Raw genomic sequence first — 21,568 nt, 5'->3', positions numbered from 1 at the left:
AAGCCGGGCAAACTGAGCTCTGGTGACAACGTCACCCTGTTCCAGACGTTGCATCGCGCTCTTTAATACACCGCCTGGATGAAACCGCGCCTGGCCCGCACAGTTTTTGGCTCGTTTCATCCACCACTGGACGCATGCCTGAGGTTCTTCTCGTGCCTGATATGAAGCTTTTTGCTGGTAACGCCACCCCGGAACTAGCACAACGTATTGCCAACCGCCTGTACACTTCTCTCGGCGACGCCGCTGTAGGTCGCTTTAGCGACGGCGAAGTCAGCGTACAAATTAACGAAAACGTACGCGGTGGTGATATTTTCATCATCCAGTCCACTTGTGCCCCGACTAACGACAACCTGATGGAATTAGTCGTTATGGTAGATGCCCTGCGCCGTGCTTCCGCAGGTCGTATCACCGCCGTTATCCCTTACTTCGGTTATGCTCGCCAGGACCGTCGCGTTCGCTCTGCTCGTGTACCTATCACCGCTAAAGTTGTTGCTGACTTCCTGTCAAGCGTTGGCGTTGACCGCGTACTGACCGTAGACCTGCACGCTGAACAGATCCAGGGCTTCTTCGATGTTCCGGTTGATAACGTATTTGGTAGCCCAATCCTGCTCGAAGATATGCTGCAGCTGAACCTGGATAACCCAATCGTGGTTTCTCCAGACATCGGCGGCGTAGTCCGCGCTCGTGCTATTGCTAAACTGCTCAACGATACCGACATGGCTATCATCGACAAACGTCGTCCTCGCGCGAACGTTTCCCAGGTAATGCACATCATCGGTGACGTTGCCGGTCGTGACTGCGTACTGGTTGATGACATGATCGATACCGGTGGCACGCTGTGCAAAGCCGCTGAAGCGCTGAAAGAACGTGGTGCTAAACGCGTATTCGCTTACGCAACTCACCCGATCTTCTCCGGCAATGCGGTGAACAACCTGCGTAACTCCGTTATCGATGAAGTGGTCGTCTGCGATACCATCCCATTAAGTGATGAGATCAAAGCGCTGCCAAACGTTCGTACCCTGACTCTGTCCGGGATGCTGGCCGAAGCGATTCGTCGTATCAGCAACGAAGAATCCATCTCTGCCATGTTCGAACATTAATCGAATCTGGTTAAAAAACCCGCTGCGGCGGGTTTTTTTGTTTATGTATTTAATTTGTATGATTTATGCCAACTTCAACTATCATTCACATGGTAGATGATGCGCTCATGGATGAAACACGACTGTGAATAAATTACTCTCCCCTCACGTTATGCCTTTCCGCGCGCTGATTGATGCCTGCTGGAAAGAGAAATACACCTCCGCGCGATTTATGCGCGATCTGATTGCCGGTATCACCGTCGGGATTATCGCTATTCCGCTGGCGATGGCGCTGGCGATCGGCAGCGGCGTGGCACCGCAGTACGGCCTGTACACCTCTGCCGTCGCGGGGATTGTTATCGCCCTGACCGGCGGCTCGCGCTTTAGCGTCTCCGGGCCGACGGCGGCCTTCGTGGTTATTCTCTACCCCGTTTCGCAGCAGTTTGGCCTGGCGGGCCTGCTGGTCGCGACCCTGATGTCCGGTATATTCCTGATCCTCTTTGGCCTGGCCCGCTTTGGCCGCCTGATCGAATATATTCCGTTGTCGGTGACGCTGGGCTTCACCTCGGGGATTGGTATCACCATCGGGACCATGCAGATTAAGGACTTCCTCGGTCTGCAGATGACGCACGTTCCAGAACACTATTTACAGAAGGTCGGCGCGCTGGTGATGGCGCTGCCGACCATCAACGTCGGCGATGCGGCTATTGGCATCGTCACCCTCGGCACGCTGATCCTCTGGCCGCGCCTCGGCCTGCGTTTGCCGGGCCACCTACCTGCGCTGATTGCGGGCTGCGTGGTGATGCTGATTGTGAACCTGCTCGGTGGTCACGTCGCCACCATCGGCTCCCAGTTCCACTACATCCTGGCTGACGGCTCTCAGGGCAACGGTATCCCGCAGCTGCTACCGCAGTTTGTGCTGCCATGGGACATGCCGGGGTCAACCTTCACCTTAAGCTGGGCTTCTATTCACGCCCTGTTGCCAGCGGCGTTTTCCATGGCGATGCTGGGGGCGATTGAATCTCTGCTGTGCGCGGTGGTGCTCGACGGTATGACCGGCACTAAACATAAAGCGAACAGCGAGCTGGTCGGCCAAGGTCTCGGTAACATCGTCGCGCCGTTCTTTGGCGGCATTACCGCCACCGCGGCAATTGCCCGTTCGGCGGCAAACGTTCGTGCCGGTGCTACCTCACCGGTTTCGGCGGTGATCCACGCGATTCTGGTGATTCTGGCATTGCTGATTCTGGCCCCGGTGCTTTCCTGGCTGCCGCTTTCTGCCATGGCGGCCCTGCTGCTGATGGTGGCATGGAACATGAGCGAGGCGCACAAGGTGGTGTACCTGCTGCGCAAAGCACCGAAAGACGACATCATCGTGATGCTTATCTGCATGTCGCTGACCGTGCTGTTTGATATGGTTATCGCCATCAGCGTCGGTATCGTGCTGGCTTCGCTGCTGTTTATGCGCCGTATTGCGCGTATGACCCGCCTTTCCGCCGTGAACGTGACCGTGCCGGACGATGTGCTGGTGCTGCGCGTGATTGGCCCGCTGTTCTTTGCCGCCGCCGAAGGCCTGTTCAGCGATCTTGAAACACGTATTGAGGGCAAACGTATCGTGGTGCTGAAGTGGGATGCCGTACCGGTGCTGGACGCCGGTGGTCTGGATGCCTTCCAGCGTTTCGTGAAAAAACTGCCTGAAGGCTGCGAGCTGCGCGTCTCCAACCTGGAGTTCCAGCCGCTGCGCACCATGGCTCGCGCGGGTATTCAGCCAATCCCAGGACGCCTGACCTTCTTCCCAAACAAAGATGCCGCATTAGCAGACATCCTCTAACCGTAGCCCGGTCAAGCGAAACGCCGCCGGGCGGCATAACAGGCAAAAAAAATGGCTCCCTCGGGAGCCATTTTTATCGCAACGAGATTGCTTATGCTTTCAACAGTTGCTCAGCGGTGTCTTTCACGCTCGCCAGCAGAACTTTAACGTCCTCCAGGCATACCGTTGGGTTCAGCAGCGTCAGCTTGAGGCAGGTTACGCCATCAGCTTCGGTCACACCCACGTTCGCGCTACCGGAAGCCAGCAGTACGTCACCAATACGTTGGTTCAGCAGAGCCACAAACGCGCTGTCGTTGTTTTCCGGACGGAAACGGAACAGAACGCTTGCCAATTGAGGCTGCATGACCAGCTCCAGGTGCGGCTCGGAAGCAACAAATTCAGCAACCTGCTGCGCCAGCGTTACGCCGTTATCAATGATTTCGGCATACTGCTTTTTGCCCAGCGCTTCGAGGCCCATCCACAGCTTCAGCGCATCGAAACGACGCGTGGTCTGCAGAGACTTGGATACCAGGTTCGGCACGCCGTGCTCTTCGTCGAAATCAGAGTTCAGGTACGCAGCCTGATAACGCATCAGTTCATAATGACGCGCATCTTTCAGCAGGAACGCCCCACAGCTAATGGTCTGGAAGAACTGCTTATGGAAGTCCAGGGTGACGGAGTCAGCCTGCTCAAGTCCATTGAGGAAATGACGATACTTCTCAGACAGCAGTAATGCCCCGCCCCATGCGGCATCCACGTGAACCCAGATCTGCTCTGCCGCTGCCAGCGCGGTAATTTCCGTTAACGGGTCGATTGCACCCGCATCGGTAGTACCAGCCGTCGCAACAATCGCCATCACCTGTTCGCCGTTGGCTTTCGCCTGCGCCAACTTCTCTTTCAGGTCATTGATGTCCATGCGAGAGAAAGCATCAGTTTTCACCAGCGTGACGGACTGATAGCCATGACCCATCAGCGCCATGTTTTTCTGCACGGAGAAGTGCGCGTTCTCAGAACAGAACACTTTCATCTTGCGCAGGTCGCCGGTAATACCGTCTTGCTGTACAGAGTGCCCCTGACGCGCATAGAACGCATCACGCGCCAGCATCAGGCCCATCAGATTGCTCTGGGTGCCGCCGCTGGTGAACACGCCTGCATCGCCTGCCGGGAAGCCAACCTGTTCACGCAGCCATTCGATCAGTTTGATCTCAATAATGGTCGCGGACGGGCTCTGGTCCCAGGAGTCCATGCTCTGGTTAGTGGCGTTGATCAGTACTTCCGCCGCCTGGCTAATGACCAGGCTTGGGCAGTGCAGGTGCGCCACGCACTGCGCATGGTGAACGGACAGACTGTCTTTCAGAAAGTATTCAACCGCACGCTCAATAGCGGCCTGGTTACCCAGGCCTTGAGACGTAAAGTTCAGGTTGATACGTTCACGCAGCTGTTCAACGGTTTTACCCTGATACATCTCAGGCTGTTTTAACCATTCAACGACCGCTTTAGTACTCTGCTCGATAGCGTCCTGATAGGCAGCAATACTCTGCGCCGAGCCGGACAGAATCGGGTTTACGTCAGACATTCGATCCTACTCCGTTTAAACCGGCTTCACGCCAGCGGCATTCAGGGCGTTCTCAAATTTATCGAGGAAGATTTCCAGCTCATCGTTCGTGATCAGCAGGGATGGCAGCAGGCGCAGTACGCAACCATTACGACCACCGCGTTCCAGGATCAGACCCGCCTGGAAGCATTTCTTCTGCAGCAACGCAGACAGCTCGCCATCAGCCGGGAAGCAGCCCATGTGATCCGGTGCTTCGTTAGGCTTAACGATTTCAAGACCGATCATCAGACCCAGACCGCGAACGTGGCCGATAACCGGGTAACGTTTCTGCAGCTCTGCCAGTTTGCCTTTCAGCCACTCGCCCTGGGCGGCAACTTTATCGGCAATCTTGTCGTCTTTAAGGATCTTCAGCGTGGTCAGGCCGGTCGCCATTGCCAGCTGGTTGCCGCGGAAGGTACCGGTGTGGTGGCCTGGTGCCCATGCGTCAAACTGCTTTTTAATACCCAGAACAGCCAGTGGCAGACCGCCGCCAACCGCTTTGGACATCACGATGATGTCTGGCTCGATACCAGCGTGTTCGAAGGCGAACAGCTTACCGGTACGCGCGAAGCCAGCCTGAACCTCGTCGAGGATCAGCATGATGCCGTGTTCCTGAGTCACTTTACGGATGCGTTGCAGCCACTCGACCGGAGCCGGGTTCACGCCGCCTTCACCCTGAACGGCTTCCAGAATCACCGCCGCAGGTTTACGTACGCCGCTTTCAACGTCGTTGATCAGGTTTTCGAAGTAGTAGGTCAGCGCTTTCACGCCCGCTTCGCCACCGATACCCAGCGGGCAGCGGTACTCGTGCGGATATGGCATGAACTGTACTTCCGGCATCATGTTGCTGACGGCTTCTTTCGGTGACAGGTTACCGGTCACGGACAGCGCGCCGTGAGTCATACCGTGGTAACCGCCGGAGAAGCTGATTACGCCAGAACGACCGGTCGCTTTTTTCGCCAGTTTGATAGCCGCTTCTACAGCGTCCGCGCCGGATGGGCCGGTGAACTGCAGGCAATATTCTTTACCCTCACCCGGTAACAGGGAAAGTAAATAAGATGAAAATTCATCTTTTAATGGGGTCGTGAGATCAAGCGTATGTAACGGTAAGCCACTCGTGATGACACTTTGAATGCTTTGAAGTACATCAGGATGATTATGACCAAGTGCCAGGGTGCCGGCACCCGCCAGACAGTCAAGGTATTGATTATTTTCAACGTCAGTGATCCAAACGCCCTGTGCCTTCGCAATCGCTAATGGCAGCTTACGTGGATAGCTTCTGACGTTAGATTCAAACTCAGCTTGTCTTGCTAAAAAGGTATCATTGCTCTGTGGTAATGAATTAGCACGTAAAGTATCAATACGGACTTTATCCGTCATCATATCACTCCTACAACCAGGTGTAGATTAACGCCTGATTGAATAAATGGTTATAAGGATTACCTGTAAAAAATCGCGGCTAATATATGTTGTTTTAGCGAAGGACTCAATCATTTATTTTTCGCGGTTTCCAGTCGTCATTTTTCACTTTAAAATCAATGAATAACATTACAAAACCCACAACACCCTGGTACCAAATTGTTACCATTTATTTTTAAAAGCTTCAGATAAATACAAAGCTGATGATGTAATGATAGCCACCCAATTGTTAAGGATTTATTATTTTTTTACGTGTTTTTACCGTTAATAGGCTTGAGGATTTCGAATAAAACGGGATTTTTCATTTATTTACTGAGATATAAATAAAAAAGTCGATCCATAGAGATAAATCACTTACTATGGCGCGCTTATTTACCCCCCAGTAAATATAGACTAATGCGCAGCACCCGGTAGCGTGTGACGGGCAGAACACGTTATCGACAACAGGATTACTCCTGGGTTGTCATCCAGAAATGTTCGCGGGCGGACATTTCGTAAGGAGAAGGAACCTTCCCTTATGCCGAGAATGAAAATTTTCTAGCCATCACCATATGGCGCCCTGATATGAGAGTGTTATGACCCGCATTTACCCACAATTCATCGTTGCCAAATTTGGCGGCACCAGCGTTGCTGATTTTGATGCGATGAACCGCAGTGCCAGCATTGTGCTTGCCAATCCAAATGTTCGTTTAGTCGTACTGTCTGCTTCCGCAGGTGTCACCAACTTACTGGTTGAGCTTTCTGAAGGTCTGGAAAGTCATCAGCAATTGGACAAACTGGATACCCTACGGACGATTCAGTACAACATTATTTCCCGTCTGAAGCAGCCGACCGTTATCAGCAAAGAGATCGATAATCTCCTCGACAATATCAGCCGCCTGGCACAAACGGCGACGGTTTCTCCGTCGGCAGCGCTGAGCGATGAGCTGGTGAGTCATGGTGAATTGATGTCCAGTCTGCTGTTTACGGAAGTCATGCGTGAGCGCGGCGTAGAAAGCAGTTGGTTTGACGCGCGTAGCGTGATTCGCACCGATTCCACTCACGGCTGTGCTGAACCTCAGGTTAGCGCCGTGGCTGAACTTGCTGAAACGCACCTGCGCCCGCGCATCGAACAAGAAATAATGATTACCCAGGGTTTCATTGGCCGTGATGCTAACGGTCGCACTACCACGCTTGGCCGTGGCGGCAGCGACTATACGGCTTCTTTGCTGGGTGAAGCGCTGCACGCAGGCCGCGTTGATATCTGGACCGATGTCGCCGGTATCTACACCACCGATCCTCGTATCGCGCCGAACGCGAAACGCATCGACAGCATTTCGTTCTCTGAAGCAAGTGACATGGCAGGTTACGGCGCGAAAGTACTGCACCCAGCTACGCTGCTGCCAGCAATGCGTAAGAACATACCGGTGTTTGTGGGTTCCAGCAAAGATACGGCCGCTGGCGGTACGCTGGTTTGCTGCACTACCGACAACCCACCGCGCTATCGTGCAGTGGCGGTACGTCGCAAGCAGACGCTTCTGCGCCTGCATCGCCTGGACGAGCAGCCGTCTAACCGTTTCTTAGCACAGATTTTCACGCTGCTGGCTGAGCACAACGTCGCAACGGATCTGGTGACCACATCAGAATCGACCATTGCGCTGGCGCTGGACTCTTCGAACGCCACCTCCGGCGAAGACCATACGCTGACCACGGCGTTGTTTACCGCCCTCGCCTCACACTGTCGTGTTGAAGTGGAAACCGGGCTGGCGTTGGTGGCGCTGGTGGGAAATCAGCTGACGAAAGAGCTGGGCGTGTGCAACGATGTTTTCTCTCGTCTGGAAGAGCATGCGGTGCGGATGATTTGCCACGGCGCATCTCATAACAATCTTTGCTTCCTGCTGCCCGGCGATGCGGCCGACAGCGCGGTCAAAGCGTTGCATCACCGACTGTTCGAATAACGTCGACCGTCCTGAAAGCACAAAGTCCCGGCCATTGGCCAGGACTCTGAAAACTTTATTTATGGCTCCTGCGGGAGCCATTATTGTATTTTAGCTGTGGCGATGAGAGTTGCGGCGGCAGCGTTTATCATAGTGACGCACCCACCAATATCTATCACTCACCTGCTCGTGCCCACCGACACGCGCCCCAGCCAGCCAAAGCACCGCGCCGACGAAGATGCTTAGAATCGCACCATGCGCAAAAAACTGCGGTAGGTTAAGTTGTGGCATCTGGTTTAAAATTGAGTAACCAACGCCGCCGATCATAACGACCAGACCTAACCCCATGAGCACATTACCGAGTAACGAAGCGTTTTTGCGTTTCATAATGTCACCTCCGTAGATTGGCTTTGGGTTTAGGGATATATCCCTATTCCTAGTGTGTAAAGTATAGACAACACCGCTGTGGATAAGTGCGCTGGCGATCACAAATAAGAACATCTCATCAACAAATCTTTACATTTAAGTGACTGAAATACTTTTCAATCAATATTATTCCGGTAATGAATTATTCAAGTTTTGCCGCTCAGGGCGCTTATTTTTGTCAAGCGCGCCCTCTCGACGTAAACTAGCCGCCGAAAAGATTGCCCACTCAGGAATAACAACGTGACGATTAAACTGATTGTCGGCCTGGCTAACCCCGGCGCAGAGTACGCGGGAACGCGTCATAACGCGGGTGCCTGGTACGTCGATTTGCTGGCAGAGCGTTTTCGCGCGCCGCTGCGTGAAGAAAGTAAGTTTTTTGGCTACACCTCGCGCATTAATATGGCGGGAGAAGATGTTCGCCTGCTGGTGCCAACCACCTTTATGAACCTCAGCGGCAAAGCCGTTGCGGCGCTGGCGACCTTCTATCGTATTAATCCAGATGAAATTCTGGTGGCTCACGATGAGCTGGACCTCCCACCCGGCGTGGCAAAGTTCAAGCTCGGCGGCGGCCACGGCGGCCACAATGGCCTGAAGGACATCATCAGCAAACTGGGTAATAACCCTAATTTTCACCGCTTACGCATCGGAATTGGTCATCCGGGCGATAAAAGCAAAGTAGTCGGCTTTGTCTTAGGCAAACCGCAGTCTGCCGAACAGAAGCTGATTGACGATGCCGTAGACGAAGCGGCGCGCTGTACCGAGATCTGGCTGAAAGACGGGCTGACCAAAGCGACGAATCGCCTGCACGCCTTTAAAGCGCAATAAATCTACTGCGGTACGAAAAAGTCTTCGGGTGCCGCCACCGCATCAGGATGAAGTACGGTTTTTTTCCTGTATGACGTGTATAATAGGCGGAGTTATTTACTTTTCTACAATCTGTTTTCTACAACAGGTTGAATATCAAAAGATTAAGGTGATTTAAACATGGGATTCAAATGCGGTATCGTTGGTTTGCCAAACGTAGGCAAATCCACCCTGTTCAACGCGCTCACCAAAGCGGGTATTGAAGCGGCAAACTTCCCGTTCTGTACTATTGAGCCGAACACAGGCGTTGTTCCGATGCCCGATCCGCGTCTGGACCAGCTGGCGGAAATCGTTAAACCTCAGCGCATCCTGCCAACCACCATGGAATTCGTTGATATCGCGGGCCTGGTAAAAGGTGCTTCCAAAGGTGAAGGCCTGGGTAACCAGTTCCTGACCAACATCCGTGAAACCGAAGCTATCGGCCACGTTGTTCGCTGCTTCGAAAACGACAACATCATCCACGTGAACAACAAAGTGGACCCGGCTGACGACATCGACGTTATCAACACCGAGCTGGCGCTGTCTGACCTCGACACCTGCGAACGTGCCCTGCACCGTGTACAGAAAAAAGCCAAAGGTGGCGATAAAGACGCTAAAGCTGAACAGGCTGCGCTGGAAAAATGTCTGCCACAGCTGGAAAACGCGGGCATGCTGCGCGCGCTGAAAACGCTGACTGAAGAAGACAAAGCGGCCATCAAATACCTGAGCTTCCTGACCCTGAAACCAACCATGTATATCGCCAACGTCAACGAAGACGGTTTTGAAAATAACCCGTACCTCGACAAAGTGCGTGAAATTGCAGCGGCTGAAGGTTCTGTTGTGGTCGCCGTATGTGCCGCCGTTGAAGCCGACATCGCTGAACTCGACGACGCCGACCGTGAAGAATTCATGGCAGAAATGGGTCTCGAAGAGCCTGGCCTGAACCGCGTTATCCGCGCCGGTTATGAACTGCTGAACCTGCAAACCTATTTCACCGCTGGCGTGAAAGAAGTGCGTGCATGGACCATCCCTGTTGGCGCAACGGCACCACAGGCGGCGGGTAAAATCCACACCGACTTCGAAAAAGGCTTTATCCGCGCACAGACCATCGCGTTTGAAGACTTCATCACCTACAAAGGTGAGCAAGGCGCGAAAGAAGCTGGCAAGATGCGTGCAGAAGGGAAAGATTACATCGTTAAAGATGGCGATGTGATGAACTTCCTGTTCAACGTCTAATCCGCTATTCCTGGCGGTCATCCATCGCCTGGGAAACCAGCTCATGATCTAAAAATCCACGCAACTGCGTGGATTTTTTTCATCACCAGCACTTCCCAGCGGGATACCGCTGCCGGGACTTAAGGCCATATAGCAGCGGTGTTAGCGGGCGTATACCACCACCAGCCAATTGTGGCTATCCAGACACAGGCAAGAGCCATGTGGTTGGCTGTTAGGGCTCTCAACGCTGCTAAAATCGTTGTTGTTCTTACGTAACTTAGCCTGCTCTGAGCGCGTAAACCTTAGGTTTTAACGGTAAATTCGCTGATAAACTGCGGCAACTCATCACCGGTAATAGGCTCTGATATATAGTTGCCCTGATAGAACGAAATACCAGATTCTTGCAAAATATCCATTTTCTCCGGCCGGTCTACGCCTTCGGCAATACAATAGCGATTCGTCAACTTGCAGTAATAAGAGAGACTTTTGACCAGCGCTAGCGCTTCTCTATCTCGACTCAGGGCATCCACCACATTCATATCCAGCTTGTAGCCATCAAACTGAAACTTTCGTACAGGGAAATTCACGCTATTGCGTGAAAAACAATCATCCAGGACGATGCTAAAGTCTAACTTTTGCAGATAGGCAAGGTTGTCTAGCGATTGTTCATTTTGGCTAAGATCGTTACGCTCATTAATCTCCAGAACAAATTTTTTAGTCCAGTCAGAGGAACTCAGCTGTTTTTTGGCTGTTTCCAGCATCCTGACCAGACCATCATTGTCGATGGTACTGGACTCAATATTAATTGAGAAGAAATACTTGCCTTGATAAAAGTTAATATAACTTACCGTTTTCTGGATAAGAAATGCCGTCAAGATAATCCACACATAAGTGGAATGTAACTTAGGCAAAAACTCATTCGGTGTTAAAACATGACCTTTGCTATACCATCTAATCAGAATTTCAAAACCCTCAAGATTTTTAGGACCTTGAGTCACCGGCTGGAAGACAACAAACAGCTCATTACTGTACAAAGCATGTGCGAACTCCCTCTCAAATGAAGAAAGACGACTTAGCATAGTGATATCTCCGTTAGCCATGCCTGTTTTTTCATGGATACTAGAAAATAAATAGGGAATTACTCCCGATACTTTCTTAATCCCAGACAGGCGCTGATTATATAGCGTTTTTTTGCTCACACCTAGATAGTCAGCCTGTTCGGCAATATTAACTCCCTGAAACAGGCCCGCCATGACCTGCATTTCTTTTTTTGATAGCCCTTCTTTCCTATCATTACCACGCAGATCATCATGCTTCCCTAAATAGAAATTCTCTGCTATCACCACACTTTTTAAATATGGACAAACATTCCTCTCAGGCAATAAAAGTTCAGATAATTTATCACAGGGCAGATCGGATGGCGCAATATGAATCACTGCGTTATCAATTTTAGTTTTTGCCACCTGGGATTTAATCACATTCCACAGCCAGGAAGCCGGCAGTTTGCTGATAATGAGCACCCAAAAGATATGTCCCGAGCGATTTAATATCGATATTAATGACTTAAGCGTTGAAAGCATCCAATAGGGTTCATTAGGGACATAGACAACCATTCTTTCGTTCTGAAGGACTTGCACATTATCGATACTTTCCTCACTTTCAACATCTAAAACAGCCACATCATTATTGTCGTGCAGCATCGCGAGAAGACCATGAGTAGCCATACCACAGGGTGATAAAATATAATCAACATCTCTACAACTGACACTATCTATGTCTTTATCAAACATCCTTGCCTCATTTGTCTGAAAATCACCTTGATTCGACGTTGTCATACACAAAACGAGGTTTAAGAATTTACACTATGGCATCAAAATCAACACAGTAGCCTCTGTCCTGGCTATCCGTATTTTAAGTGATCATATGTTTAAATATGCTTTTAAAACTCATGTTTGAATACAGACTTAGAATGCAAAACCTCCTGGTACAGATAAACACCATCGGTAATCTTAATGCGCCAACATCCATCATTCCTCATTTTTTAAACTACTAAAAATAACTTTATATTAATTTATACTGCGCTAACTGAATAAAACGATGCTTAAACCACCGTGGCATTCGCGACACGATACTGTCAACAGTCATCCCATTCACCCACTTAAGTAGTATTACGTTAGATCATGATGCCTACGATCTTATCACTACGATTTTTCCCCATTCCGCTCAATATCTTGACACGTAATACGCTCAAAAAAACAACAATGCAACATACTTAAGTCTTTGTATTCAAATGATTAACTTGCAGTCATTATGAGCAACATAGGAAAAATAACAAATTTTATGAGTGCATTCATATCTTTTAGGATTCTTCCCAAAACAACTAATTCCATCAGAAAATAACGGGACAAATCTGAAATCATGTAAAAAAAATGAAAAAAATTAAAGTTAGATGAGATTAGTCTTAAGATAAATCTCGTGGTTTATGTTAGGTAGGGCTTGATATATTTCCAACCATCAGAACTGAATTGGCGAGCGGAACAAAACCCAGCCATGAATACTTTCGATACACCTTGCTGGCGTATCCGCCATTTACTTATGCCCCTACTCTAAAATAATAACCCTCACACTAACCTCAACCCGAATTTAACACCGGCGGGCGGTTTTGCACGCTTACCACACACAATGATTCATCTTCAAAACAAGGATGCTTAATGAAAGCTCAACTTTTTTTCATCTCTCTTGCCATGATGTCGTCATCCGCATTTGCGGCTTCGACAAATACCGTGCAATTTAAAGGTGAAGTCAACGCACAAACTTGTACGGTCAATATTAATGGCAACTCAACGGCACCGATTGTGTTGCTGCCAACGGTATCAACGGGCTCTCTTAGCACAGCAAAAGCCACCGCGGGCGATACTAAATTTACCGTGAACGTCACCGGCTGCAACACCACCGATGCGGCAACCATTTCAACCGTATTGGCTGGCAATAGCATCACCACAAACAGCAACCTTGGCAACGTGGGCGGTACTGCAACCAACGTTTCTATTCAGATTCTGGATAGCGACGGCTCTACGGCATTATCTTTTGTAAATGGTTCAACGGTGAAAACCACCTCATTTAGTAAAGACGCTGCCTCAGCAACCGCGTCACAGGATCTCACCGCACGTTACTACGCAGAAACGGCAGGCGTGACGCCTGGGACCGTAATCGCCTCGGCACAGTATTCCATTTCCTATAATTAAACCGTCAGGCGCATAGCAATATGTGCCTGCCAGGATCCCCATGTTTAAAAAAACAGTCTGCATTCTGCCATTGCTGTATTTCACCGGCTTACCGGCCAGCGCTAGCGTTGTTATGGAAGGTAACCGAGTCATTTTAGATGCCAGCCTCGCGCAGAAGACCGTCAAATTTACCAACAACGATAGTTTCCCCTACATCGTTCAGGTCTGGCTATCCGTAACGCCAGATGGCAAAGAGGCTGACGGCCAGCAAAATAGGCTCGCGGTCTCGCCGGCTATTTTTAAAATTGGGCCGAAGCAAGATCAGGTGATCAGCCTGCTAAATCCGGCGGCGGGACAGAAACTGACTAAAGAGCAGGTATCCTATCTGCATTTTACTCAGGTCCCTTCAATGCCCGCAGACCAGCAAGATAAAAATAAGCTAGTTCTCATCGTTAATAGTACGGTGAAGGTCTTCTTGCGCCCCTCTGACTTGCCTATTGCCTACGAGCAGATGCTCGATTTCGTTCATTATAAAATTGAGAAAAATACCCATGGTTGCTACCTCGAGGTCAGCAATCAGTCACCCTATTATCTCAATAGTATTCGTGTCTCTATGCCGTCTGGCGCGACAAAGAGCGCAATCCCCATGACCATGCTCGCACCTGAGTCAACTGTCCAACTAAAGGCCAACTGCGATGCCGTGCAGAATGCAAAAGAGATTCGCGTTGGTTTCCTCAATGACTACGGCGTATTGCAAGAAAAAACGCTGAAAGCGCGTTAACCGGGAAACGTGGGAATGATGTTAAGGACAATAGTGTTAACACTGTTCGTTACCCCGTTATCATTATCCGTATATGCCAGTTCGGGCAGCACGGATATACATAACAGCGATAGCGACTATGTTTTTGACACAACACTATTAAAAGGGAGCGGTTTACCGGTTGATGATATTATCAACTATATCTCTAATGATAAAATAAAGCCTGGCGTCTATTCGGTTGATATTCAGGTTAATGGCATATTCTTATCTCATGAGAATGTTGATTTCCGCGTCACGAAAGATAGTACGCAGCCATGCTTCTCGCCTGCACTCATCGCGCAGCTGCCGTTAAAAGATAAAGCCACTGTAAAATCAGACAGTTGCTATTTTTTATCCGCGGTGGTTGCACAGTCATCCGTCGATACCGACATGACCAAAATGCGGGTGAATATTATTATTCCTGAAACCGAGCTGATTAAAACACCTCGAGGATATGTTCCGCCGGACGATCTGAATGCCGGAGAAACCATGTTCCTGTCGAATTACAGCCTGAATCAGTACTACTCGCGATTTAACGGCAGCGCTAACGGTGATTATCAATCAACCTGGGTTAGCTTAAATAACGCGATAAACTTCGGGCAATGGCAGCTGCATCAGCAGGGCTCCTGGTCACATAGCTCTCCGGGGAAAACCTTATGGTCCAGCAACCGCGCCTACCTCCAACGCCCTATTTTGCCCATCAGAAGCAGCCTGACGGTTGGCGATAGCTATACCGCCGGTAATTTCTTCTCCGGTATGGCCTTTCGCGGCGTTTCGCTCGCTTCTGACGACCGGATGCTGCCTCAGTCCCAGCAGGGCTATGCCCCTGTGGTGCGCGGCGTTGCCAGAAGCAATGCCCGCGTCACCGTGAGCCAGGGCAAAGCCGTTATCTACGAAACCACCGTTCCTCCCGGCAGTTTTGAGATTAGCGACCTGTACCCGGTCTCTTATTCCGGGGATCTCGCCGTGACGGTCACCGAAGCCGATGGCAGCATCAGCACCTTTACTGTGCCCTACGCAGCGGGTCCAGAATCAGTCAGGCAGGGAATGTTCAAATACTCAGCCATCGCGGGCCGTTCTCGCTATGTGGGCGACAAGGACCCTTTCACCGAATTCACGCTACAATACGGCGTGAGCAATAACGTCACCACCAACCTTGGCAGCCGCCTGGCGCAGGGCTACTTCTCCGCCGTCATGGGCGCAGTGCACTCCTCCGAGCTTGGCGCCTTCGGACTGGACTCAACGTTCTCCCAGGCCGATTTACCCAGCGGTTCGCAAACCGGCTGGATGTTCCATGCCAGCTATAGCAAACGTATTGAACCCACCAATACCACCATCGCCATCGCCGGATATCGCTACTCAACGGCTGGCTACCGCGATCTTTCAGACGTTTTTGGCTTACGCCAGGCAAGGGAAGAGAATAAGCAAGACTGGACCTCGACGACCTTAAACCAGTCCTCCCGCTTTGAAGTCTCCGTCACCCAGGATATGGATGCCCTTGGTAGCGTCTGGCTTTCGGGCTCAACGCAGGCCTACCGCGACGGCCGAAGCCCGGATAAGCAATACCAGTTTGGCTATAGCAAGCAGTTTGCCAACGGCATATCGATAAATGCGTCAATTGCGCGTACCCGCTACAGCGAGGTTTATCGCTCAACCATTGATGGAGGAATTGGCTATGACAACTATATCAATAACTATTATTCCGCCAATCAGCAGACCCTAAGCTCGGTCTCGGTTTCCATTCCCTTTGGCCAGAACCGGCAGACGACGCTCAGCTCAACCTACACGCAACAAAACGGCATCGGATCAACCTTGCAATCCACGCTATCCGGCGTCACGGACAGCGAACGCCCGTTAAGCTATGGCGTCACCTACGCGCGCGACTACGACAACACGCATTCCGTCGGCGGTACCCTGCAAGCTGCTACGACAATTGGGTCTCTGCAAGGCACCCTCTCACATGGCAAAAACTACTCTCAGGGTTCAGCGGGGCTGCAGGGCGCGGTGGTGATTCATAAAGATGGCATCACCGCAGGACCTTATCTGGGCGAAACCTTCGCGTTAGTGGAGGCCAAAGGCGCCCAGGGCGCGACGATCGCCGGAAGTCAGAACGTGGCTATCGACAGATTTGGCTTTGCCCTGAGCCCATCCGTCGCGCCATATCAATATAACAACGTCGTTCTCGACTCGTCCGGGATAAACAAAAATGCCGAACTGGTATCAAGCAGTCAGCGCATTGCGCCTCTGGCTGGCGCGATGGTTCGGGTCAAATTTAGCGTCATCCACGGCTACCCCATGCTCATTGATATTCGCTATCGCGGCAGCCTGCCGATTGGCGCCAGCATTTACGACAACGACGGTCGCCCTGTTGGCACGGTTGGGCAGAACAATCAGGCTTGGGTTCGCAATGACAAACTGGAAGACACCTTGACCATTCAGTGGGGGAATCAGCAATCCTGCCGCTTGCATTATCACATTGCGGATGAGCAGAGCCACGACACCATTATTAAAACGCCTGGAGAATGCCGGTGAGACACCATTCCATGTTCCGTACATTAATCTGGGGCGCTGCCCTCCTGCTTTTATCTGTCGCCACCGCGCAGGCAACCTGTACCCGTAAATCATCAATCGATGCCGGTTGCGATAGCTGTGGCGTGGGGATTGGGCTCGGCAACGTCAATATCACCAGCGCCTATCTCCAGCCTACGGGTACGCCGCTGGGCAGCACCGTATTCAGCATCACCACCGCATCACGCTACAGCAGCAGCGGCGCAGGCGACCTGGTTTTATACGAATGCGACGCCAGCGATGTCGGCAGTATCTACGAAGTGTTTGCCACCAACGGTGACGACCGCGTAGGCGGTTTCTACGACCTGGGCACCGATGACGGGAATCCAGACTATTACGCGACCTATTTTCCCTATGTCGGCATTAAGCTCACACACCTCAATTCTGGTATGCCCTTCACGCGCTATTGGCAGCAGTACCCGATTACCAGCTACGCCACTGTCGGCAGCAAAATACAGATCCGGGTGAAAGATTTCAGCGCCATTCGCGCTGACCTGATACGTATCAGCGGGCTTCCTGGCAATGGTGCAAGCCGTTATTGTGGCGCGACCAGTTCCAGCAATCCCTATGCGGGAATGGCCTCAGCTACGGGAACCTCAAGTTATTCCTGTACTCAGCCGAATGGTTACGTCACCTTCAAAGGGCCAGGTATCGCCACCGATACTATCGGTTCGGATTCAGCCTATAACTATTCAACCTGGGGCACCGGACGCTGGATAGCGATGGGCATGGGAACGTCCCCCATCTCGACCTTAACCCACACGGCGACCTGCGTGGCGCGTAACGTCACGCCACTGGTTCTGTTACCCACTATCAGCATCCAATCTCTGGAAGGCGGCGGAACGTCACAGTCTAACTTTACCGTCTCCATTGAATGCGATAACACCGCCGTGTCCGGCGTCTCATCAGGAGGCACGGCGTTAGGGCTACAGGTACCGTATGAAAGCTATTTAGCAGCGCAAAAACTGGGGCTAGTGAATGCCTCCGGCGGCGTCAGCTATCTCTTATCCGATGGCTATGGCACCGATGCCACCATCGCCACCGGTGTCGGCATCGCGTTAAGCAACGCCGCAACCGGTACGGCGATGAACTTCCTGGGCTGGGGTGCCTGTACCTCCACCGGTTGCCCAAGCGGTAACGACGTGGGCTGGTATTCTGTGCTCAACGGCGCATCCGCTAGCGGTAGTTCGGCCTCTGGATATACCAACTACCAGTCAGTGCTGACCGCGACCTTGAAAAAAATACCGGGGCAGACGGTCACCGCAGGCAAAGTCAGCGCTAAAGCGTACGTCTGGGTGAGAGTACAGTGATGCGTAAACTCACTGCACTATTTTTCGCGGCGATGACGTTAAACGCGCACGCGGGGATGTTGGTCGACAAAACGCGCGTCATTTTTCATGAAGGTGAAGACACGCAGGGCATCAACGTCATGAACATTAACGCCTACCCTGCTTTTGTGCAGGTGTGGGTCGATACCGGCGACATTAATAATTTCACCCAGAGCCCCGATGCACCGTTTGTCCTTATCCCCCCGATATTTAATCTCCGGGCAGACGAAGTGAAATCGGTGAAAATCATCTACGACGGTAAAAAGTTAGCGGCCGATAGGGAAAGTTTGTTCTGGATTAACCTCTACGAGGTACCGGCGGTAAAAACGGGGCTTACCCAGCAGCAGTATCTGTTGATGTCAATGAAGACGCAGCTAAAGCTCATTTACCGCCCCAAAAGTTTGCGCGATAACGTCACTGCTGCTGGGGAATCCGTTTCGTGTACGGTAGAAGATAATGCGCCCCTCGCCTTAGTTTGTCGTAATCCGAGCGGCTATTTTCTCTCCTATAACGACATAAGCGTGAGCTTTCGCGGACACCGCTACCAGGCCACTGCCGAGCTTGACCTGATGCTGCCCCCCTTCTCCACTCAGCGATTTGGATTAAAAGCGCTGCCGCAAGCGTCACTCGGGACGGGAAATAACATCACCTTTCGGTTGATTAACGATGCGGGAGAGCGAGAAGAAATAAGCCATGCTCTTAACAGATAATCCGCGGATTCGGTTAATCATATCGATTCACGCGCAAGCCAGGGGCTGTCTACCCGCACGGTATCGCGGTGATCGAGCCCCTGGATAAGATGCAGTGCGCTGAGACGACCGATTTCATAGTGCGGCAGCTGTACTGTGGATAGCGGCGGCAAAAACAGCTCGCCGGTGCCTACCATGTTGTCATAGCCCAGAACGGCAACATCCTGCGGAATGCGCAGCCCTCGCCCCAGCAAGACCTGGTAGATAACAAAAGCCACGCGGTCGTTACCGCATACCACCGCATCAAACATCGGACGCGTGCCGCTCAGGTAATGCCCGGCAATCTCCGCCGCATCAATATGGTGGCGCTCACCGGGCGGCAGATAGTGGTGGAACATGGCATCAGGGTCGACACCCGCTTCACGACAGGCGCGCTCCATTCCCGCCCTACGACGATCGGTCGCCACAATCCCTTTTGGCAGGTGGATGCACAGCAGCCGACGATAGCCTGCGGCCAACAGCGCTTTCACGCCAAGGTATTGCCCTTGCTCATCATCAGGAATATAGGTGGGAAAAGGGCCACTGATGCTTTCGCAGTTCGCCAGCACGCAGCGATACTTATGCAGCTTTTCCGGCACCGGAACCTGACGCAGCCCCATCGCGGTGTAGATAATACCGTCAGGGCGATGCGCCAGCAGCAGATCCACCATTTTCTCTGGCTGGTCATTGCTGAACATATTCACCACAAAGCTATTCCAACCGTGCGCCCGCGCGGTCTCTTCGATAGAGAGCGTTATCTCCACGGAAAATGGCGTGGTCATGGTGTCCAGCGCTAACACCCCGATAGTGTTAGCCGTGGTTTTCGCGCCACGAATTTTTTTCGCCGAGAGATCGGAGACATACCCCAGCGCATCTACCGCTTCCATCACCTTTTTATACGTTTCTGGCCGCAGTCGTTCGGGCTCGTTAATCGCTCGCGATACGGTCATTAACGAGACGTTAGCCCGTTGCGCCACATCCTTTAAAGATGCCATACCCTCTCCTTTGACGGCGTTCACCCTACCGGGTCTGAAAATGCGATCTCGATAACACTCGCAAAATGTTAACGTTAACTTTTGTGATTAACATCGATATTACCATCAATTCTGCGAGAAAACCGAGAATGTTAACGTTATCTTTTACTCAATTAACTGATAGGGACAAACAAATGACAGCATTACTCGCCACGGCCAACGAGGCCCTAAACCAGCAAAAAGACCGTATCAATCCGCGCTGGTATCCGCGCTATCACCTCGCCCCTCCAGCGGGCTGGATGAATGACCCTAACGGCCTGTCCTGGTTTGATGGTTACTACCATGCGTTCTATCAGCACTATCCGTGGCAACCGGTCTGGGGGCCAATGCACTGGGGCCATGCGCGCAGCCGCGACATGGTGAACTGGGAGCACTTACCGATAGCACTGGCGCCAGAAGGACCAGAAGATAAAGACGGCTGTTTTTCCGGTTCAGCGGTGGTTGACGGCAATAAACTGGCCCTGATCTACACCGGGCACAAATTCGACGGCGAAGCGAAAGAGGAAAACCTGTATCAGGTGCAGTGTCTGGCCACCAGCACCGATGGCGTTCACTTCGAACGCCAGGGTATGGTTCTGGATACCCCGCAGGGTGTTCACCATTTTCGCGATCCGAAAGTCTGGAAAGAGGGAGAAAGCTGGTACATGGTGGTGGGCGCCCGGGTTGACGACGTGGGCGAAGTACAGCTCTATCGCTCGCAGGATCTGCAGCACTGGCAGTTTGCCAGCACGCTCGCCCAGGCCGATGACGGCATGGGCTACATGTGGGAGTGCCCGGACCTCTTCCCGCTGGACGATAAGCTCGTCTTCATGTTCTCGCCGCAGGGTATCGCCGCCGACGGCTACAATTACCGTAACCTGTTCCAGAGCGGCTATATGGTCGGCGAATGGCAGGATAACCATCAGTTCCACGTTACCCAACCCTTCCAGGAGATGGATCACGGGCATGATTTTTACGCCCCTCAGTCATTTATCACTCCGGACGGTCGCCGCGTGGTGATCGGTTGGCTATCCATGTGGGAGTCGCCGATGCCAGAACAGGCCGACGGCTGGGCGGGCATGCTTACTCTTCCCCGGGAAGTGACGCTCGATGCAGATTTGCGGCTGCGCATGAACCCGGTCAAAGAGCTGGAGTCATTACGCGGTCAGCTTCATGTCTGGCCGGTCAGTGACCTTAACAATCGCACCCTGATGGTAGAAGAACAGGCGCTTGCTCTCGAAGTCGAACTGAGCCTCGATATCGCCCGCAGCCAAGCTGAACAGTATGGCATCGCGCTGGGTGACGGGCTGCGCGTCTTCGTCGATACCCAGGCACAGCGTCTGGTGCTGGAACGTCGCTATCCGCAACACGGCCTGTCGGGCTGCCGTAGCGTACCGCTGCCCGCCAATGATGTGCTGGACCTACGCCTGTTTATCGATAGTTCGTCGGTAGAAATCTTTGTTAATCACGGCGAGTACACCCTCAGCAGCCGTATTTATCCTGAACCGGACGATCGCCAACTGACCTTATTTAGCCAGAACGGACACGCCATTTTTAATAACGGGCATGCCTGGCCGCTCGCCGCCAAATAACCACCCGTCTCACTGCT

At 51.9% G+C, this 21,568-nt stretch carries 16 protein-coding genes; 11 read left to right on the top strand and 5 right to left on the bottom strand.

Annotated features, from left to right (window positions below):
• Positions 1-152 precede the first annotated feature (152 nt).
• Positions 153-1,100: a ribose-phosphate diphosphokinase gene (prs, locus tag MY052_RS10285; protein WP_003856663.1), complete on the top strand. Its 948-nt coding sequence runs from the start codon at positions 153-155 to the stop codon at positions 1,098-1,100.
• Between the two features lie 151 nt (positions 1,101-1,251).
• Positions 1,252-2,907: a C4-dicarboxylic acid transporter DauA gene (gene dauA / locus MY052_RS10280; RefSeq protein WP_248538926.1), complete on the top strand. Its 1,656-nt coding sequence runs from the start codon at positions 1,252-1,254 to the stop codon at positions 2,905-2,907.
• A 91-nt stretch (positions 2,908-2,998) separates the two neighbouring features.
• Here the strand turns inward: dauA and MY052_RS10275 are convergent, their stop codons facing one another.
• Together MY052_RS10275 and MY052_RS10270 are read right to left on the bottom strand one after the other, a co-directional pair.
• Positions 2,999-4,462: a pyridoxal phosphate-dependent decarboxylase family protein gene (locus MY052_RS10275; protein WP_035891569.1), complete on the bottom strand. Its 1,464-nt coding sequence runs from the start codon at positions 4,460-4,462 to the stop codon at positions 2,999-3,001.
• A gap of 15 nt (positions 4,463-4,477) precedes the next feature.
• Positions 4,478-5,863 carry a diaminobutyrate--2-oxoglutarate transaminase gene (locus MY052_RS10270; RefSeq protein WP_072011324.1) on the bottom strand — a complete coding sequence of 462 codons (1,386 nt, stop codon included), beginning with the start codon at positions 5,861-5,863 and terminating at the stop codon, positions 4,478-4,480.
• 611 nt (positions 5,864-6,474) lie between these two features.
• On the opposite strand from MY052_RS10270, the gene lysC reads away from it, so the two are divergent.
• Entirely contained in the window at positions 6,475-7,836 is a 1,362-nt protein-coding gene (gene lysC / locus MY052_RS10265; RefSeq protein ID WP_248538750.1) for a lysine-sensitive aspartokinase 3, read from the top strand.
• Between the two features lie 90 nt (positions 7,837-7,926).
• Here the strand turns inward: lysC and ychH are convergent, their stop codons facing one another.
• On the bottom strand, positions 7,927-8,202 hold the full coding sequence (gene ychH / locus MY052_RS10260) for a stress-induced protein YchH (RefSeq protein WP_035891578.1): 276 nt from the start codon (positions 8,200-8,202) through the stop codon (positions 7,927-7,929).
• Between the two features lie 279 nt (positions 8,203-8,481).
• Here ychH and pth point away from each other — a divergent pair, with 279 nt between their 5' ends.
• On the top strand, positions 8,482-9,066 hold the full coding sequence (gene pth, locus MY052_RS10255; RefSeq protein WP_035891580.1) for an aminoacyl-tRNA hydrolase: 585 nt from the start codon (positions 8,482-8,484) through the stop codon (positions 9,064-9,066).
• 159 nt (positions 9,067-9,225) lie between these two features.
• Entirely contained in the window at positions 9,226-10,320 is a 1,095-nt protein-coding gene (gene ychF, locus MY052_RS10250) for a redox-regulated ATPase YchF (RefSeq protein WP_035891582.1), read from the top strand.
• Between the two features lie 281 nt (positions 10,321-10,601).
• On the opposite strand, the gene MY052_RS10245 is transcribed toward ychF, so the two are convergent.
• Positions 10,602-12,089, bottom strand: a complete 1,488-nt coding sequence (locus tag MY052_RS10245; RefSeq protein WP_248538749.1) for an EAL domain-containing protein — start codon at positions 12,087-12,089, stop codon at positions 10,602-10,604.
• Between the two features lie 921 nt (positions 12,090-13,010).
• Between MY052_RS10245 and MY052_RS10240 the strand changes: the two genes are divergently transcribed.
• From MY052_RS10240 to MY052_RS10220, 5 genes are read left to right on the top strand one after another with little or no spacing between them, the layout of a single operon-like run.
• Positions 13,011-13,544, top strand: coding sequence for a fimbrial protein (locus tag MY052_RS10240; protein WP_248538748.1), 534 nt, complete (start codon positions 13,011-13,013; stop codon positions 13,542-13,544).
• Between the two features lie 40 nt (positions 13,545-13,584).
• Positions 13,585-14,304, top strand: a complete 720-nt coding sequence (locus tag MY052_RS10235) for a fimbrial biogenesis chaperone (protein WP_248538747.1) — start codon at positions 13,585-13,587, stop codon at positions 14,302-14,304.
• A gap of 15 nt (positions 14,305-14,319) precedes the next feature.
• Positions 14,320-16,854: a fimbria/pilus outer membrane usher protein gene (locus MY052_RS10230; RefSeq protein WP_338033450.1), complete on the top strand. Its 2,535-nt coding sequence runs from the start codon at positions 14,320-14,322 to the stop codon at positions 16,852-16,854.
• A gap of 11 nt (positions 16,855-16,865) precedes the next feature.
• The gene (locus MY052_RS10225; RefSeq protein WP_248538746.1) at positions 16,866-18,200 is read left to right on the top strand and encodes a fimbrial protein; all 1,335 of its coding nucleotides are present in this window, start codon (positions 16,866-16,868) and stop codon (positions 18,198-18,200) included.
• Between the two features lie 56 nt (positions 18,201-18,256).
• Positions 18,257-18,928 (top strand): fimbrial biogenesis chaperone, encoded by a 672-nt coding sequence (locus tag MY052_RS10220; protein WP_248538745.1) that lies wholly within the window; start codon positions 18,257-18,259, stop codon positions 18,926-18,928.
• Between the two features lie 17 nt (positions 18,929-18,945).
• Here the strand turns inward: MY052_RS10220 and MY052_RS10215 are convergent, their stop codons facing one another.
• Positions 18,946-19,941 (bottom strand): LacI family DNA-binding transcriptional regulator, encoded by a 996-nt coding sequence (locus MY052_RS10215; RefSeq protein ID WP_035891593.1) that lies wholly within the window; start codon positions 19,939-19,941, stop codon positions 18,946-18,948.
• A 173-nt stretch (positions 19,942-20,114) separates the two neighbouring features.
• Between MY052_RS10215 and MY052_RS10210 the strand changes: the two genes are divergently transcribed.
• Positions 20,115-21,551, top strand: coding sequence for a glycoside hydrolase family 32 protein (locus MY052_RS10210; protein WP_248538744.1), 1,437 nt, complete (start codon positions 20,115-20,117; stop codon positions 21,549-21,551).
• The last annotated feature ends 17 nt before the right edge of the window (positions 21,552-21,568 follow it).

It is taken from the genome of Kluyvera ascorbata (genome assembly GCF_023195735.1).
GTDB classification, from domain to species: domain Bacteria; phylum Pseudomonadota; class Gammaproteobacteria; order Enterobacterales; family Enterobacteriaceae; genus Kluyvera; species Kluyvera ascorbata.
The sequence above is the reverse complement of the archived record's forward strand: the minus strand, read 5'-3'. Positions and strand labels throughout refer to the sequence as shown.